Below are 15,165 nucleotides of genomic sequence, written 5' to 3'. Positions count from 1 at the left end.
TGGGTGCAATGCGCGAGAAGGCGCGGTACTTTTCCGTCTTGCCCGCACAACGTGTGCTGAGGGCGGCTACAGCACTTGCCAGGCACAGGAGAGTTGCGTGCTGAATCGTTTGGGAATTCGCAGCCGCGTGTTGCTGTTAGCTTTATTGCCGGCTGGGCTGATGGCCTTGGTGCTGGGCAGTTATTTCACCTGGCTGCAGCAGAACGAGCTGCAGTCCCAACTGTTGCAGCGCGGCAAAATGATTGCCGAGCACCTCGCGCCGCTGGTCGCCCCAGCTCTGGTTCGTCACGACCCGGCGCAACTGGAGCGTATTGCTGCCCAGGCGCTGGAACAACCGGATGTACGTGCGGTGGCTTTCCGCGATCCGGGCCGCAACAACCTTGCCCATGCCGGCCCCTCCATGCTCAATCAAGCGCCTTCCGGCGGCGGCACACAAATGCTCGAGCGTTCGGGTAAAGATGCAACCCGCTACCTGCTTCCCGTCTTCGGTCATCATCGCGACCTGGCCGGTGATCGCATTCCCAGCGAAGCTGATCGGCTGCTGGGCTGGGTAGAAATCGAACTGTCCCACGATGGCACCCTGCTGCGCGGCTACCGCAGCCTGTTCACCAGCCTGTTGCTGATTTTCTTCGGCATGCTCGCCACTGCCTTGCTGGCGCTGCGCATGAGCCGCGCAATCAATGGCCCCATCAGCGAGATCAAGCACGCTGTCACCCAACTCAAGGACGGCAACCTGGAAGAGCGCCTGCCGGTGATGGGCAGTTATGAGATGGACGAGCTGGCCTCGGGTATCAACCGCATGGCCGAAACCCTGCAAAACGCGCATGAAGAGTTGCAACACAGTATCGACCAGGCAACCGAAGACGTTCGACAGAACCTGGAAACCATCGAGATCCAGAACATCGAACTGGACATGGCCCGTAAAGAGGCCCTGGAAGCCAGCCGGATCAAGTCCGAGTTCCTTGCCAACATGAGTCACGAGATCCGCACCCCGCTCAATGGCATTCTTGGTTTTACCCACCTGCTGCAAAAAAGCGAGTTGACGCCGCGTCAACACGACTATCTGGGCACCATCGAGAAGTCTGCCGGCAACCTGCTCGGCATCATCAACGAGATCCTCGACTTCTCCAAGATCGAAGCAGGAAAGCTGGTGCTCGACAGCATACCGTTCAACCTGCGCGACCTGATCCAGGACACCCTGACCATTCTGGCCCCGGCCGCGCATGCCAAGCAGTTGGAGCTGGTCAGCCTGGTGTACCGCGACACCCCCTTGTCATTGGTGGGCGACCCACTGCGCCTCAAGCAGATCCTGACCAACCTGGTCAGCAACGCCATCAAGTTCACCCGCGAAGGCACCATTGTTACCCGGGCCATGCTCGAAGAAGAGCACGAAGACAGCGTGCAACTGCGGATCAGTGTCCAGGACACTGGGATTGGCCTGACCAATCAGGACGTCCGCGCCTTGTTCCAGGCCTTCAGCCAGGCCGACAACTCCCTGTCGCGCCAGCCGGGAGGCACCGGCCTGGGGCTGGTGATTGCCAAGCGCCTGATCGAACAGATGGGCGGTGAAATCGGAGTCGACAGCACCCCAGGCGAAGGTTCGCAATTCTGGGTCAGCCTGCGTCTGCCCAAGGCCCGCGACGATGCCGAGGACTTGCCGCTGCAATCGCTGGTGGACCGTCGGGTGGCGATAGTCGACGCCCACGAACTGGCGCTGCAGGCCCTGGAACATCAACTGGAAGATTGCGGCCTGCGCGTTACCGCCTTCAACTCCATTGACCCACTGCTGCACGCAGTAGCAGCCGCACGGATGGCCGGCGAACCCTTTACCCTGGCGGTCATGGGCGTAAACCTGGACAGCGTTTCTCCTGAGCGCCTGGGGCAGTACGTGCAACAACTGGAGCGCCTGGACTGCCAGGCGCTGGTGCTGTGTCCAACCACCGAGCAGGCGCTTTACCACCCTTATCTGCCCAACGCCCACGGCCAACTCCAAGCCAAGCCTGCTTGCACGCGCAAATTGCGCCGGGCCCTGCTGGACCTGGTGCAGCCACGGCGCATCAACAGTGAAGCCAAAACCAGCAGCGACCAGCCATCACCAAAAGTGCTCTGCGTCGACGACAACCCGGCCAACCTTCTGCTGGTGCAAACCTTGCTCGAGGATCTAGGCGCCGAAGTGCTGGCGGTCGACAGCGGCTACGCGGCAGTGCAGGCGGTTCAGGATGAACGCTTCGACCTGGTGCTGATGGATGTGCAAATGCCGGGCATGGATGGTCGCGAATGCACCGAACAGATACGCCAGTGGGAGATCAGCCAAGGTGGAGCGCCACTGCCTATCGTCGCCCTCACCGCCCACGCCATGGCCAACGAAAAGCGTGCGCTGCTGCACAGCGGGATGGACGACTACCTGACCAAACCGATCAGCGAGCGCCAACTGGCCCAGGTGGTGCTCAAGTGGACCGGCTTGAACCTCAGCGCGCCAAACCACGAGCGCACACCGGAGCGCATGGCCAACAGCAGCGAACTCAAGGTTCTCGACCCCGAAGAAGGCTTACGTCTGGCCGCGGGCAAGCCGGACCTGGCCGCCGACATGCTGGCCATGTTGCTGGCATCCCTGGAGGCCGACCGCGAGGCTATTCGCATCGCCCGTGAAGCGGCGGATCGCAACGGCATGATCGAGCGCGTGCACCGTCTCAATGGCGCTTCGCGCTATTGCGGCGTGCCACAGTTGCGCGCAGCCTGCCAACGCAGTGAAACCTTGCTCAAACAGAATGACCCCGAAGCCCCGCGAGCCTTGGACGAACTGGACCGGGCTATCCTGCGGCTGACCGCCCAGGCACGCCTGAGCGCCTGATCCAAAGCAAGTTCAACACTGGCGCCCGCGGTTAGACTTGTTCGCAATCGACTCAGGATGACTCCATGCGCGTATTGTTTTTCAGTAGCCAGACCTACGACCAGGACAGTTTTACCAGTGCTGCGGCACGCCACGGCCTGGACCTGCACTTTCAACCGGCGCGCCTGACTGAAGACACCGCAGCCCTGGCCAACGGCCATGAAGTGGTGTGCGCTTTCATCAATGACGATTTGAACGCCGACGTGCTCAAGCGCCTCGCCGACGGCGGCACTCGCCTGATCGCCCTGCGTTCGGCCGGCTACAACCATGTCGACCTGGCCGCAGCCAAACGCCTGGGCCTGGCAGTGGTACGGGTCCCGGCCTACTCACCGCACGCCGTGGCGGAACATGCCGTCGCCCTGATCCTGGCGCTGAACCGCCGCCTGCACCGCGCCTACAACCGCACCCGCGAAGGCAACTTCAGCCTTCACGGGCTGACCGGCTTCGATCTGCATGGCAAAACGGTCGGCGTGGTCGGCACTGGTCAGATTGGTGCCACCTTCGCACGCATCATGGCCGGCTTCGGCTGCAAGCTGCTGGCGTATGACCCCTACCCCAACCCTGAGTTGCTGGCGTTGGGCGCCACCTATCTTGAGCTGCCGGAGTTGTTGCGCCAGGCGCAGATCATCAGCCTGCATTGCCCTTTGACCGAACAGACGCGTCACCTGATCAACCCACAAAGCCTTGCCCAGTTGCAGCCGGGGGCCATGTTGATCAACACCGGTCGCGGCGCGTTGATTGACACACCAGCGCTGATCGAGGCGTTGAAAGACGGTCAACTGGGCTATCTGGGCCTGGACGTCTACGAAGAGGAGGCCCAGTTGTTTTTCGAGGACCGCTCCGACCTGCCATTGCAGGACGATGTGTTGGCGCGCTTGCTGACCTTCCCCAACGTAATCGTCACCGCCCACCAGGCGTTCCTCACCCGCGAAGCACTGGCAGCCATTGCCACAACTACGCTGGACAACATTACCCGCTGGGCGGCAGGCAATCCGCAGAACTTGGTCGAGGGTTGATGCTAGGATACGCGGCAGATTTGGAGGACCCATGGTCGAACACGATTTCCGCTACACCCTGTTTAATCCGCAGTACACCCTGATCGAATGCCGCGCCCTGGTGCCGGGTCGCTACCAAGTGACCGGCAATGGTGGTTCGATCAAGAAAAACGACGTGCTGTTGGTCACCCTCAAGGGCAGCAAGGACTTGTCCATGCGCCTGACCGTGGAAACCGTACGCCACTTGATCAACCCGACCGGCCAATGGGTCGCGGTTGCCAGTGGCCCGGTGTTCGGCGAACTGGCGATCCACACCTGGGAAGTCAATTGCGACAGTTGCCAGGCCAACCTCAGCTTCGAGTTCGCGGTAGACGCCAAGCTTGGCAATAAAGCCTTGCAGCCAGCCGCCAGTGCACGCATCGCCGAGCTTGGCTGGAGCAGCCGTGGCGACAAGCACCTGTGCCCGACATGCAAGGAGACGGCCCAGTGAAAAACCTGCTGCTCGCGGCACTGACCGGCACAGCGCTGCTGGGCTGCGCTGCCGAGCCGATGAAGCTGGAGCAGGAGCGTAGCTACCTGCTGGAATGGATTGGCGAGCGCCCACTGATGGACTACAGCCACCTGACCCTGACCCTGGCCAGCGATGGCCGGGCGTATGGCAATGGCGGTTGCAACCACTGGTTCGCGCCCTACCAGCTCGACGGCGACAAAATCACCTTCGGCAAAGTCGGCAGCACCCGCAAAATGTGCGCACCGGCTTTGATGGAACAGGAAAAGCGCTTCCTCCAGGCTCTGGAGACCGTGCAGCGCTGGGACATCTCGCCAATCGAACAAGTACGCTTCTGGCCTACTGAAGGCAAGCCACTGCGCTTTTGGCCTGAAGAGGGTTGACGGTAGCTGCGAGCGTTAAGCTGCAAGCCTCAAGCAAAAGCAGGTGGTGCACATCCTGCTCTTCCTTGCAGCTTGCAGCTTGCAGCTTCAGCTCTCCTTGAGCGCTTTGATCTTTGCGTTCAGTCCTTCCAGTGTCTGCTCGCCCATCAACTGCTCGCGTACCTTGCCTTTGTCATCGATGATGTAGGTGACAGGCAACGCTTCGCTACGTGGCAGTTCATAACGTTCAGCCGGGTCCTGGGCCAAGACGGTGAAGCCGATATTCAGGGCCTCGGTGGCCTTTTTCAGATCATCGCCTTGCAGGCCGTCGAAGTTGACGCCCACAACCTTGATGCCTTGCGCCTGCCATTGCTTGGCGGCAGCATTGAGTTCGGGGATTTCAGTACGGCATGGCCCGCACCATTCCGCCCAGTAATTGAGCACCAGCCAGTGCCCGTCGATCTGCTCGGCTTTCACGGTCTGGCCGTTCTGGTCCAGGCCATAATCTGCACCGCAACCGCTGAGCAACAAACTCGCGGTGATGGCCAGTGCTGCTGCCAAACGCCTTGTCATGGGTCAATCCTTCTCGAAGATTCAAGCAAAATGCGAAGTCGCTGCGGTTAGAATAGCTGCCACACCCTGCTGGATGCGACCCGAACATGACTGACCTGACGCTTTATCACAATCCACGCTGCTCGAAGTCTCGCGCAGCCCTGGAACTTCTCGAAGCCCGTGGCCTGGCACCCACCGTGGTCCGCTACCTGGAAACCCCACCCGATGCAGCGACCCTCACGACCCTGCTCGGCAAGTTGGATATAGATGCGCGTCAACTGCTGCGCAGCGGTGAAGACGAGTACAAGATGCTCAACCTGGCTGACCCAGCCTTGAGCGATGCGCAACTGATAGACGCCATGGTCAAGCACCCGAAACTGATCGAGCGCCCTATTCTGGTTGCCGGTGACAAAGCGGTTATTGGCCGTCCTCCGGAGAAGGTTCTGGAGATCCTGCCGTGAGCGCACCTTACATCCTGATCCTGTTCTACAGCCGCCACGGCTCGACAAGTGAAATGGCCCGGCAGATAGCCCGCGGTGTCGAAATGGTAGGCCTGGAAGCACGGATTCGTACCGTTCCGGCGATTTCCACCGAATGTGAAGCGGTGGCCCCAGACATTCCGGTCGCCGGCGCGCTGTACGCCACCCTTGACGATCTGCGCCACTGTTCGGGCCTGGCCCTGGGTAGCCCGACACGCTTCGGCAACATGGCTGCGCCACTGAAGTACTTCATCGATGGCACCAGCAGCCTGTGGCTCAGTGGAGGTCTGGTCGGCAAACCGGCAGCGGCGTTCACCTCCACCGCCAGCCTGCATGGCGGCCAGGAGTCGACCCTACTGTCGATGCTGCTGCCGTTGATGCACCACGGCATGCTGATCATGGGGCTGCCCTACAGCGAGTCGGCGTTGCTGGAAACCCGCGGTGGCGGCACCCCTTATGGCGCCAGCCATCACGCCGGGGCAGACGGCAAACGCGACCTGGATGCTGACGAAATCGCCCTATGCCGCGCCTTGGGCCAACGCCTGGCCAGCACTGCCAAACTGCTGGAGAACAGCCGTGGCTAAAAAGCCCAAGGTACTGCCCTCTATCGACTGGTTGATGCCGCGCCTGCGGCTAGTCCGCGCATTGAGCCTGGCAAGCTTTTTTGGCCTGATTGCGCTGCTGACGATCAACAACCTGTTGTTCGCCGACCTGCATGGCGCCCGTACCGGCGTGATCCTGGCGGTAGAATTGGTGCCGCTGGCGTTGTTGCTACCGGGCATGCTACTGGGCAACGCCCGCGCTCATGCCTGGACCTGCTTTGTGGTCAACCTGTACTTCATCAAAGGGGTACTGGCTGCATTTGACCCGGCACGGGCACTGTTCGGCTGGCTGGAAGTGGCAATCAGCCTGGCGCTGTTCATCAGTGCCTTGCTGTATGTGCGCTGGCGCTTCCAGTATGACCGGCGCCTGGCCGGTGAAGGATCGAACTGATCGCGGCGCAAGCTCGCTCTACCGGGTGGCTAAGCCGGCATCACCCGGCAGGCCCCTCAATGATTGACGGTGTGCGCGAGCATCACCGACAACTGACACAACGGCCGGCCGCTTTCAGCGTGCCACTGATTGAAAGCAGCCTGGACCAACGCCAGGTCGCGCTGGCTGGTCGGTGGCTTGTCGATGATGTCCTGGGCGATCAGCGCTGCGCTCATGTCATTGGTCGGAATGAACGTATCCTTGCCCACCATGCGCAGGAAGCGCGGTGCCGACAACCCACCCATCTGGTTGCCATGCTTGGCCAGGTACTTCCATAAGCCGACTATATCGGTGACCGGCCAATCGGCGATCAGGGCACCAAAGCTACCCCGCTCCTTTTCCACGTCGAGCATCATCTGCGCATTGCGCGGCACGCTCTTGAGCTTGCCCAGGTGGCGAATGATGCGCGTGTCCTGCATCAGCCGCTCCAGGTGCTCGGCGCCCATCAACACGACCTTGTGCGGATCGAAGCCAAAGAACACCTGCTCGAAAGCCGGCCACTTGGAATCCACCAGGCTGTGCTTGAGCCCGGCGCGAAACACCCGCAACGCCAAGGTCGACAGATAACGATCGGCGCTGATCGCACGCAGCTGCTCTGCGCTCCTGGCCTGGGGCAGATGGGCTTCCAGGGCCGCCGCGGAGCCGAAGCGATTCAGGCAGTACTCATGCAACCATTGGTAATCGCGCATGCCGGTCAGATGTTCATCACGTCGACAAAGCGCGGGGTGGCGGTTTCGTCGATCTTCAGGTTGACGAAGTCGAACAGGTTACGGTCAGCCAGTTGCGACGGCACGACATTCTGCAAGCCACGGAAGATGCTCTCGGTACGGCCCGGTGTTTTACGCTCCCACTCCACCAGCATGTCCTTCACGACCTGCCGCTGCAGGTTTTCCTGCGAACCGCAGAGGTTGCACGGAATGATCGGGAACTCCTTCAGGTCCGAATACGCCTGGATGTCTTTCTCGCTGCAATAGGCAAGCGGGCGGATCACCACGTTACGACCGTCGTCGGCGCGCAACTTCGGCGGCATGGCCTTGAGGGTGCCGTTGAAGAACATATTGAGGAAAAACGTTTCGACAATGTCGTCACGGTGGTGACCAAGAGCCATCTTGGTTGCACCGATCTCGTCGGCAAAGGTGTACAGGGTGCCGCGACGCAGGCGCGAGCACAGCGAGCAGGTGGTCTTGCCTTCCGGTACCAGCTCCTTGACCACCGAATAGGTGTCTTTCTCGACGATGTGATACTCGACGCCCAAGGTCTTGAGGTAAGCCGGCAGCACGTGCTCAGGGAAGCCTGGTTGCTTCTGGTCCATGTTCACCGCGACGATCTCGAACTTGATCGGCGCCACTTTCTGCAGGTACAGCAGAACATCGAGCATGGTGTAGCTGTCTTTGCCGCCGGACAGGCAGACCATGACCTTGTCACCATCTTCAATCATGTTGAAGTCGGTAATGGCTTCGCCAGCGAGACGACGCAGGCGTTTTTGCAGTTTGTTCTGGTTGACCGAAAGGGTGCCCATAGCGCTTGAAATCCGCGAGGTGTGACAAAAGCGGCATATTTTACGCACAAACCGTCGGCAGGCGTAGGCCCATCCGATAAAGACTGCAAGGTGATTAGCCGTGGCGCTTACAGCGCAATTTGCTCTAAAAAGCCGGCTTTGCGGGGCGTACTCCTTCCTATACTGCGACATAAGGCCACACATCATAGGTGACCTCGATCCTCTGGCCCCCATCACTTGGGGTCACAAGCGCTCCGCTGGGGGGCGATGGTAACGACGGAAGGAGTGACTGGCATGATCCATCACGTACTGGGGCTGTTTACCCATCCTGACCAAGAATGGAAAGAGATCCGTGGCGAGGAAGAAAGCATCAGCCACATGTACCTGACCCACACACTCATCCTGGCGGCGATTCCCGCCATCTCGGCATTTATCGGTACTACCCAGGTCGGCTGGGTCATTGGCGATCGCGCCCCGGTCATGCTGACCCAGGAAAGCGCGTTATGGATGACCATCATGTCGTACCTGGCAATGCTTGCCGGTGTCGCGGTAATGGGCGCCTTCATTCACTGGATGGCGCGCACCTACGATGCCAACCCAAGCATGGCCCGCTGCATCGCGTTTGCCACTTATACCGCAACGCCGCTGTTCGTCGGCGGCCTGGCGGCGCTCTACCCCCACTTGTGGTTGGGGATGGTCGTCGGCACGGCAGCCGTGTGCTACACGGTTTATCTGCTCTATGTCGGCCTGCCGACCTTCATGAACATACCTTCGGATGAAGGTTTCCTGTTCTCGAGCTCGGTATTGGCGGTCGGCCTGGTGGTGCTGGTAGCCATCATGGCCTTCACCGTGATTGTCTGGGGACTTGGCGTGGGGCCTGTCTATACCAACTAGCATCCATTATTAGAAAATCAGCAACATAGGCGCAGTAACCTTCAGGCCGCCGCAAGGCGGCCTGAAGCTGTGCGCTGACAGGTGGCTCGGCAGCGCCGTGGCGGTTGCGGCATAATTGCCGGCCAGGAGTGTTCCCCGATATGCCCGAGCAGCTCAAATCCCGCGTAGAAACCTGCTACCAGCAAGCCGAAAATTTTTTCAAGCGCCCTTTCCCCCGCCCTGAAGTGAGCTTCAAGCTGCGTGGGCAAAAGGCTGGCGTCGCCCATTTGCATGAAAACCTGCTGCGATTCAATTTGCAGTTGTACCGCGAAAACAGCGATGACTTCCTCAAGCAGACCGTGGCCCACGAAGTCGCGCATCTGGTTGCCCACCAGCTGTTTGGTGATCGAATCCAGCCGCATGGCGAGGAATGGCAGCTAATCATGCGTGGCGTTTACGAACTGCCACCCAACCGCTGCCACACCTATGAAGTCAAACGTCGCACAGTGACGCGTTACATCTACCGCTGCCCTTGCGTCGGTAGTGACTTTCCCTTCTCGGCCCAGCGCCACAGCCTGGTACGTCAGGGGCGGCGCTACCTGTGCAGACGCTGCCGCAACACCTTGGTGTACAGCGGCGAGACGCGCGTCGAGTAACGCCCTGCCCGGTCAGGTTTCAACCAGGCACAAAAAAACCCATCCGAAGATGGGTTTTTTCATGGCTCAGCCAATGGCTTAGCGAGCAGGACCCTCGGCTACGCCCAGGTCGTCCATCGGACGGGTATCCACCAACGGCGAACCACCGGAAGCAAGCTCTGCGTGCAGCTTGTCTTCGTCCAGCTCCTTGACCCACTTGGCCACCACCACGGTCGCAACAGCGTTACCAATCAGGTTGGTCAGGGCACGGGCTTCGGACATGAAGCGGTCGATACCCAGGATCAGCGCCAGGCCCGCAACCGGCAAGTGGCCCACTGCCGACAGGGTGGCCGCCAGCACGATGAAGCCCGAACCGGTGACGCCGGCAGCGCCTTTGGACGCAACCAGCAGCACCAGCAGCAAGGTGATCTGGTGGGTGATATCCATGGTGGTATCGGTGGCTTGGGCGATGAACACCGCAGCCATGGTCAGGTAGATAGAAGTACCGTCCAGGTTGAACGAGTAGCCCGTTGGAATCACCAGGCCTACCACGGACTTCTTCGCACCCAGGCGTTCCATCTTGGTCAGCATGCGTGGCAGGGCCGACTCGGACGACGAGGTACCCAGCACGATCATCAGCTCTTCACGGATGTAGCGGATCAGCTTGAGAACGCTGAAGCCGTGTGCACGAGCGATACCACCCAGTACCACCAGAATGAACAGTACGCACGTGGCATAGAAGCAGGCCATCAGGTAGCCCAACTGCACCAGCGAACCTACGCCGTACTGGCCGATGGTGAAGGCCATGGCACCGAAAGCACCGACCGGTGCCAGCTTCATGATCATGTTGATGATGTTGAACATGACATGGGCAAAGCGATCGATCATGTCCAGCAGCGGCTTGCCGTAGGCACCCAGGCGATGCAGGGCAAAACCGAAGATCACCGAGAACATCAGCACTTGCAGGATGTCGCCGTTGGCGAAAGCGCCGACCACGGTGTTTGGAATGATGTTGAGCAGGAAGCCGATCGTGGTCTGCTGCGCGCCGGCAGCGGCATAGGCGGCCACACTGCTGGCGTTCAAGGTGCTGACATCGATGTGCATGCCGGCGCCCGGCTGGACAACGTTGACCACCACCAGACCGATGATCAGGGCGATAGTGGAAACAACTTCGAAGTAGAGCAGCGCGTAGCCACCGGTCTTGCCAACCGACTTCATGCTCTGCATGCCAGCGATACCGCTGACCACGGTGCAGAAGATGATCGGGGCGATGACCATTTTGATCAGTTTGACGAAGCCGTCACCCAGGGGTTTGAGGGCAACGCCGGTTTCAGGGTAGTAGTGACCCAGCAGGATACCGATGGTGATGGCTACCAACACCTGGATATACAGCGATTTGTACAGTGGCTGACGCGTCGTCATGGCTATTTCCTCAAGTGTACCGCCCCGATCCTTCCCAGGACGCGTGGGGTACCTAAAGCGCGAACCCTCCTGCACTGGAGGGATTTGTTGTGTCGAGCTGCCTGGCAGAACTCTGTCAGGTCAATAGCAAGCCCGATGCCAAGGTGCGCTTTATGAGTGCAAACCCAGTGTTTACGCGGGTTTCGTGCACAACGAGGATGCAAGGGTGCCGAGCGACTTGGCGGATTTCCGCCCGACACCTTTTGCAAAACCTTAAGGATGGCGGTAATCCGCCCAGAGGAAATGGCGATTCAGTCCAGGGAAAAGCGGATACGAAAGGCGGCGCCGCCGAGCTCGGAGTCGTCCAGGGTGAGGCTGGCGTCATAGCTCTCGATGATGTCCTTGACCACCGCCAGACCAATACCCTGCCCCGGATTCTGCCGATCCAGGCGTTCGCCGCGCTGCAGAATGCGCTCACGCTGATCAGGCGGCACGCCCGGACCGTCATCCTCGATACACAACTCGATCATCGAAGGATCGCTGCGCAGGCTGATGCGGATCTGGCTCAGGCACAGGCGGTAGGCGTTTTCCAGCAGGTTGCCAAGCAGTTCGAGCAATGCTCCTTGCTCCATCGGCACGACAGCCTGCTCGGGCACATCAAGGGTGATGTTCACCTGTTTGTCGCGGTACACCTTGGCCAGCGTGCTGCACAGGCTTTCGAGCAACGGTTGCAGCGCTACCTGATAACGGACCAGGCCACTCTTGCGCAGGCTGGCGCGTTGCAACTGGTAGTCGATCTGCTGGCTCATGCGCTCGATCTGACTTTGCAGAATCCGCGACTGCTCACGGTCTTCACGACGCTGGCCCATGCTTTCACTTACCCCTTGCAACACCGCCAACGGGGTTTTCAGGCTATGGGCCAGGTCGTCCAGGGAATCACGGTAGCGTTGGCGCTGGTCACGCTCACTGCGCAACAGGCGGTTCAATGAACCGGTCAAACGCAACAACTCACGAGGATGCTCGCCGCTGAGCCCATCGCGGGCACCGGACTCGACATCATCAAGCTCGTGACTCAACTGGCGCAACGAGCGCAAGCCCCAGGTCAAACCCGCCCAGAGCAACACCAGCAAGGCCAGCAGCGCCGCACCAAACCCCAGGTACAGGCGTTCGCGCAGACCGTCGAGGGTATGCTGGTATTCGCGCACCGGCTGTAATGCAACGATGCTGAACGCTGCCGTCTTGCCACCGAGCAGCTTGACTTCGACGTCATAGACAAAGAACTCCTCGCCGTCGGCCTGGCGGATGCGCGCAAACTCGTTGCCGCGCCCGTCATAGCGTGGGGTGTAGTTGATGTTTTCATCGGCCGTAGCCCGGGACCGCCAGACCAGATTGCCCTGGCGATCATAGATGTAGCCGAGCAAACGGCTGTCGGGCAGGTTGTATTTTTCATCCGGCAGCAAGTCCGGCATCTGCAACTGGTTGTGCTCGATGCGCGCTGCCGATATCAAGGTAGTAACATCCGAGGCCAGGCGCTTTTCGATCGACTCCTGCAATGCCAGGCTGAACGTCTTCTGCAGGGCCGGCAGCAAGGCGAGCATGAACAACAGCGCCAGCAGCGCAGCCGCCAGCATCAGGCGCACCCGTAACGAACGGATCATCGGCAACGCTCAGTGAACAGGTAGCCCAAGCCACGGACGGTATCGATCGGCTTGAAGCCGTTGTCACCCTCAAGTTTGCGACGCAACCGCCCCACCAGCACTTCGATCACATTTGGATCGCGCTCGTCGTCATCGGGATACAGCTGCTCCATCAGGCGATCCTTGGCCACCACTTGCTGATGATGGCGCATCAGGTATTCCAGGATACGGTACTCGTAGGCTGTCAGCGCCAGCGGCTGCTCATCCAGCGTCGCCTGTTTGCGATTGAGGTCCAGCACCAGGGGGCCGGCTGCGATGGTCGACTGGGTAAAGCCGCTTGAACGACGGAGCAAGGCGTTGAGCCGCGCCTCGAGTTCTTCGAACTGGAAAGGCTTGACGACATAATCGTCGGCGCCTGCCGCCAGGCCTTCGACTTTGTCTTGCCAGTTGCCCCGCGCGGTAAGAATCAGAATGGGAAAGCCCTTGCCCTGGGAGCGCAACTGGCGAATGAGGTCCAGCCCACTCATGCCCGGAAGGCCCAGGTCGATCACCGCCAGGTCATGGTTGAACTGCGCGGCTTGATACAAGGCTTCCTCGGCGTCGGCCACGGCTTCAACCACATGCCCACTCTCGGTCAAGCGGCTGTACAAGTGATGCCGCAACAGCGCTTCGTCCTCCACCACCAGCAGTTTCATAGGTTCCTCCCTACCCTTTCCTTAGTTCGTCACGCAGGCCTGGCCCCGTGCAGAATAACAGCGAACCGGCCATGCGCTTGCAGGCCGGTTCGAGCAATCCCTGGCGTGGGTCAGAACAAGTAGTTGGCCGAAAGGTAGGTTTGCGCGCTGCTGTCCAGGCGCAGGGTACCGACTTTCGGGCCGCCATGTTCGGCAAGCTCGGTGCTGGCATTGCTGCGCAGGTAACGGTAGCCCAGTTCAACCGATGCATTGTCGGAAACCTGCTGCAGCACGCCGGCTTGCAGGCCGATGGCATACCCGGTGTCGGTGTCGCGGCTGTAGCCGGAAGACTCCTGGCTGAGTTTGGTCAGGCCAGCGCTGGCACCGCCGAACAGCTTGGTGCTGGTGCCCAGTGGGTAGAACATGTCGTAGCTGCCCAAGAGGTTTTCCTGGCGCACCTTCAAGCCGCTGTGGTCGTTGGAAACGTTGTCGTAGGTGAGGTAGTAGCGACCCTGGTCGTTCATCTGGCCGACGCGTACGCCCCAGGTGCCGTCCTTGCTGATGATGCCGTCGGTGTTCAAGTGCTCGGTGTTGCTGCTGAGCAAACCGGATTTTTTGATTTTGTCGCTGGTCTGGCCGTAAGTGACACCGGCGAAAGTAGTGTCGGCTGCCTGGACTGCAGCGCTGGCGCTGAAAAAGGCTGCGGCGAGGAACAGAGTGTTGAGCGCTTTCATGAGAGTTACTCCTGGCGGTGTGCCGTTCAAGTGATGGCGCTAGGTTAAGAAACCCCTCCTGAACCGCTGCTGAACCCTGCCTGAACCTAGGCTGAACGACTCCCGTAGAATGAAAATACCCACGCCTCACACCGGGGTGCTCCCCCTGCACATCACTGGCAAGCGCTTGATCGCCGCGGCACAATAGCGGCCATGAACCGACTGCCCTCCTGTTGCACCGCTTTGCACCACCACTGGCCCTTGCCGCAGACAATTACCGGGGCAGAGCTGGTCAGCTGTGCCTTTGACCCTAGCTTGCTCGCCAGCGACGACTTCGCTCGCGCCGGCATCGAGCAGACGCCCAGCCTGCAACGTTCGGTCGCCAAGCGCCAGGCGGAGTACCTGGCTGGGCGGGTATGCGCCCGGGCTGCCCTGCAGCGCCTGGATGGTCGTCTGTATGTCCCCGGTACCCACGAGGATCGCTCCCCGATCTGGCCCGCCGGCATCAGTGGCTCGATCACCCACGGCAAAGGCTGGGCGGCGGCCGTGGTCGCGCGCAACAGCGACTGCCAGGGCATTGGACTGGATCAGGAAACCTTGCTCAGCCATGAACGCGCAGAGCGCCTGGCCCGGGAGATTCTTACCGAGGCCGAGCAGCAAAGAATGGATAGCGCGCAGACCGGACTCAGCGTGACCCTGACGTTTTCCCTCAAGGAAAGCCTGTTCAAGGCCCTCTACCCTCTCGTGCAACAGCGCTTTTATTTCGAGCATGCCGAGGTGCTGGAATGGTCCGCTGACGGCCACGCACGCTTGCGCTTGCTCACTGACTTATCGCCGCAGTGGCACAGCGGCCGCGAACTTGCGGGACAGTTCTGTTTGCAGGATGACCAGTTGCTGACCCTGGTCAGCGTCTGAG

Annotated in this window: 17 protein-coding genes; 10 read left to right on the top strand and 7 right to left on the bottom strand. The window is 60.4% G+C overall.

Annotation, left to right across the window (positions count from 1 at the left end):
* The first annotated feature begins 97 nt into the window (after positions 1–97).
* From D3Z90_RS06530 to D3Z90_RS06515, 4 genes are all read left to right on the top strand, one after another.
* Positions 98–2,851, top strand: coding sequence for a response regulator (locus tag D3Z90_RS06530; RefSeq protein WP_136474971.1), 2,754 nt, complete (start codon positions 98–100; stop codon positions 2,849–2,851).
* Between the two features lie 65 nt (positions 2,852–2,916).
* A complete protein-coding gene (locus tag D3Z90_RS06525; RefSeq protein ID WP_136474970.1) occupies positions 2,917–3,906 on the top strand; it encodes a 2-hydroxyacid dehydrogenase in 990 nt (329 codons plus the stop codon).
* 31 nt (positions 3,907–3,937) lie between these two features.
* Positions 3,938–4,375, top strand: a complete 438-nt coding sequence (locus D3Z90_RS06520; protein ID WP_136474969.1) for a hypothetical protein — start codon at positions 3,938–3,940, stop codon at positions 4,373–4,375.
* Positions 4,372–4,776, top strand: a complete 405-nt coding sequence (locus D3Z90_RS06515) for an META domain-containing protein (protein WP_371922255.1) — start codon at positions 4,372–4,374, stop codon at positions 4,774–4,776. Before D3Z90_RS06520 ends, D3Z90_RS06515 begins: the two co-directional genes overlap by 4 nt.
* 87 nt (positions 4,777–4,863) lie before the next feature.
* Here the strand turns inward: D3Z90_RS06515 and D3Z90_RS06510 are convergent, their stop codons facing one another.
* Entirely contained in the window at positions 4,864–5,328 is a 465-nt protein-coding gene (locus D3Z90_RS06510) for a TlpA disulfide reductase family protein (protein ID WP_136474967.1), read from the bottom strand.
* Between the two features lie 86 nt (positions 5,329–5,414).
* Here D3Z90_RS06510 and arsC point away from each other — a divergent pair, with 86 nt between their 5' ends.
* Genes arsC through D3Z90_RS06495 form a run of 3 tightly spaced genes read left to right on the top strand, consistent with a single transcriptional unit; the run spans position 5,415 to position 6,779 of the window.
* A complete protein-coding gene (gene arsC / locus D3Z90_RS06505; RefSeq protein WP_136474966.1) occupies positions 5,415–5,768 on the top strand; it encodes an arsenate reductase (glutaredoxin) in 354 nt (117 codons plus the stop codon).
* Complete coding sequence (wrbA, locus tag D3Z90_RS06500) at positions 5,765–6,370, top strand: NAD(P)H:quinone oxidoreductase (protein ID WP_136474965.1); 606 nt, start codon at positions 5,765–5,767, stop codon at positions 6,368–6,370. Before arsC ends, wrbA begins: the two co-directional genes overlap by 4 nt.
* On the top strand, positions 6,363–6,779 hold the full coding sequence (locus tag D3Z90_RS06495) for a DUF2069 domain-containing protein (RefSeq protein ID WP_136474964.1): 417 nt from the start codon (positions 6,363–6,365) through the stop codon (positions 6,777–6,779). Before wrbA ends, D3Z90_RS06495 begins: the two co-directional genes overlap by 8 nt.
* Positions 6,780–6,835: 56 nt before the next feature.
* Here the strand turns inward: D3Z90_RS06495 and D3Z90_RS06490 are convergent, their stop codons facing one another.
* On the bottom strand, positions 6,836–7,507 hold the full coding sequence (locus D3Z90_RS06490; protein ID WP_136474963.1) for a DNA-3-methyladenine glycosylase I: 672 nt from the start codon (positions 7,505–7,507) through the stop codon (positions 6,836–6,838).
* 5 nt (positions 7,508–7,512) lie between these two features.
* The gene (gene ttcA, locus D3Z90_RS06485; RefSeq protein WP_136474962.1) at positions 7,513–8,337 is read right to left on the bottom strand and encodes a tRNA 2-thiocytidine(32) synthetase TtcA; all 825 of its coding nucleotides are present in this window, start codon (positions 8,335–8,337) and stop codon (positions 7,513–7,515) included.
* 273 nt (positions 8,338–8,610) lie between these two features.
* Between ttcA and D3Z90_RS06480 the strand changes: the two genes are divergently transcribed.
* Both D3Z90_RS06480 and D3Z90_RS06475 read left to right on the top strand, forming a co-directional pair.
* Entirely contained in the window at positions 8,611–9,210 is a 600-nt protein-coding gene (locus D3Z90_RS06480; RefSeq protein ID WP_136474961.1) for a Yip1 family protein, read from the top strand.
* A 140-nt stretch (positions 9,211–9,350) separates the two neighbouring features.
* Positions 9,351–9,845 carry a SprT family zinc-dependent metalloprotease gene (locus D3Z90_RS06475; protein ID WP_136474960.1) on the top strand — a complete coding sequence of 165 codons (495 nt, stop codon included), beginning with the start codon at positions 9,351–9,353 and terminating at the stop codon, positions 9,843–9,845.
* A gap of 78 nt (positions 9,846–9,923) precedes the next feature.
* Here D3Z90_RS06475 and D3Z90_RS06470 read toward each other — a convergent pair whose 3' ends face one another.
* The 4 genes from D3Z90_RS06470 to D3Z90_RS06455 all read right to left on the bottom strand — a co-directional run bounded on the left by D3Z90_RS06470 (position 9,924) and on the right by D3Z90_RS06455 (position 14,270).
* Positions 9,924–11,246 carry a dicarboxylate/amino acid:cation symporter gene (locus tag D3Z90_RS06470; protein ID WP_136474959.1) on the bottom strand — a complete coding sequence of 441 codons (1,323 nt, stop codon included), beginning with the start codon at positions 11,244–11,246 and terminating at the stop codon, positions 9,924–9,926.
* A gap of 290 nt (positions 11,247–11,536) precedes the next feature.
* Complete coding sequence (locus D3Z90_RS06465; RefSeq protein WP_136474958.1) at positions 11,537–12,883, bottom strand: ATP-binding protein; 1,347 nt, start codon at positions 12,881–12,883, stop codon at positions 11,537–11,539.
* Positions 12,880–13,557, bottom strand: coding sequence for a response regulator (locus tag D3Z90_RS06460; RefSeq protein WP_136474957.1), 678 nt, complete (start codon positions 13,555–13,557; stop codon positions 12,880–12,882). Before D3Z90_RS06460 ends, D3Z90_RS06465 begins: the two co-directional genes overlap by 4 nt.
* 110 nt (positions 13,558–13,667) lie before the next feature.
* Positions 13,668–14,270 carry an outer membrane beta-barrel protein gene (locus D3Z90_RS06455; protein WP_136474956.1) on the bottom strand — a complete coding sequence of 201 codons (603 nt, stop codon included), beginning with the start codon at positions 14,268–14,270 and terminating at the stop codon, positions 13,668–13,670.
* Between the two features lie 192 nt (positions 14,271–14,462).
* On the opposite strand from D3Z90_RS06455, the gene D3Z90_RS06450 reads away from it, so the two are divergent.
* Positions 14,463–15,164, top strand: a complete 702-nt coding sequence (locus D3Z90_RS06450) for a 4'-phosphopantetheinyl transferase (protein ID WP_136474955.1) — start codon at positions 14,463–14,465, stop codon at positions 15,162–15,164.
* The last annotated feature ends 1 nt before the right edge of the window (position 15,165 follow it).

Source organism: Pseudomonas sp. DG56-2, from assembly GCF_004803755.1.
In the GTDB taxonomy this organism is placed as follows: Bacteria; Pseudomonadota; Gammaproteobacteria; order Pseudomonadales; family Pseudomonadaceae; genus Aquipseudomonas; species Aquipseudomonas auratipiscis.
Note: the sequence above shows the minus strand (reverse complement) of the source record. Positions and strands in the feature narration are given on the sequence as shown.

Excerpts from the sequence above, each read along its gene's own strand:
- D3Z90_RS06450 (WP_136474955.1), top strand. The coding sequence starts at position 14,463 with ATGAACCGACTGCCCTCCTGTTGCACCGCTTTGCACCACCACTGGCCC.
- D3Z90_RS06520 (WP_136474969.1), top strand. The coding sequence starts at position 3,938 with ATGGTCGAACACGATTTCCGCTACACCCTGTTTAATCCGCAGTACACC.
- D3Z90_RS06480 (WP_136474961.1), top strand. The coding sequence starts at position 8,611 with ATGATCCATCACGTACTGGGGCTGTTTACCCATCCTGACCAAGAATGG.
- D3Z90_RS06510 (WP_136474967.1), bottom strand. The coding sequence starts at position 5,328 with ATGACAAGGCGTTTGGCAGCAGCACTGGCCATCACCGCGAGTTTGTTG.
- D3Z90_RS06470 (WP_136474959.1), bottom strand. The coding sequence starts at position 11,246 with ATGACGACGCGTCAGCCACTGTACAAATCGCTGTATATCCAGGTGTTG.
- arsC (WP_136474966.1), top strand. The coding sequence starts at position 5,415 with ATGACTGACCTGACGCTTTATCACAATCCACGCTGCTCGAAGTCTCGC.
- D3Z90_RS06490 (WP_136474963.1), bottom strand. The coding sequence starts at position 7,507 with ATGCGCGATTACCAATGGTTGCATGAGTACTGCCTGAATCGCTTCGGC.
- D3Z90_RS06525 (WP_136474970.1), top strand. The coding sequence starts at position 2,917 with ATGCGCGTATTGTTTTTCAGTAGCCAGACCTACGACCAGGACAGTTTT.
- D3Z90_RS06460 (WP_136474957.1), bottom strand. The coding sequence starts at position 13,557 with ATGAAACTGCTGGTGGTGGAGGACGAAGCGCTGTTGCGGCATCACTTG.
- D3Z90_RS06455 (WP_136474956.1), bottom strand. The coding sequence starts at position 14,270 with ATGAAAGCGCTCAACACTCTGTTCCTCGCCGCAGCCTTTTTCAGCGCC.
- D3Z90_RS06465 (WP_136474958.1), bottom strand. The coding sequence starts at position 12,883 with ATGATCCGTTCGTTACGGGTGCGCCTGATGCTGGCGGCTGCGCTGCTG.
- D3Z90_RS06475 (WP_136474960.1), top strand. The coding sequence starts at position 9,351 with ATGCCCGAGCAGCTCAAATCCCGCGTAGAAACCTGCTACCAGCAAGCC.
- ttcA (WP_136474962.1), bottom strand. The coding sequence starts at position 8,337 with ATGGGCACCCTTTCGGTCAACCAGAACAAACTGCAAAAACGCCTGCGT.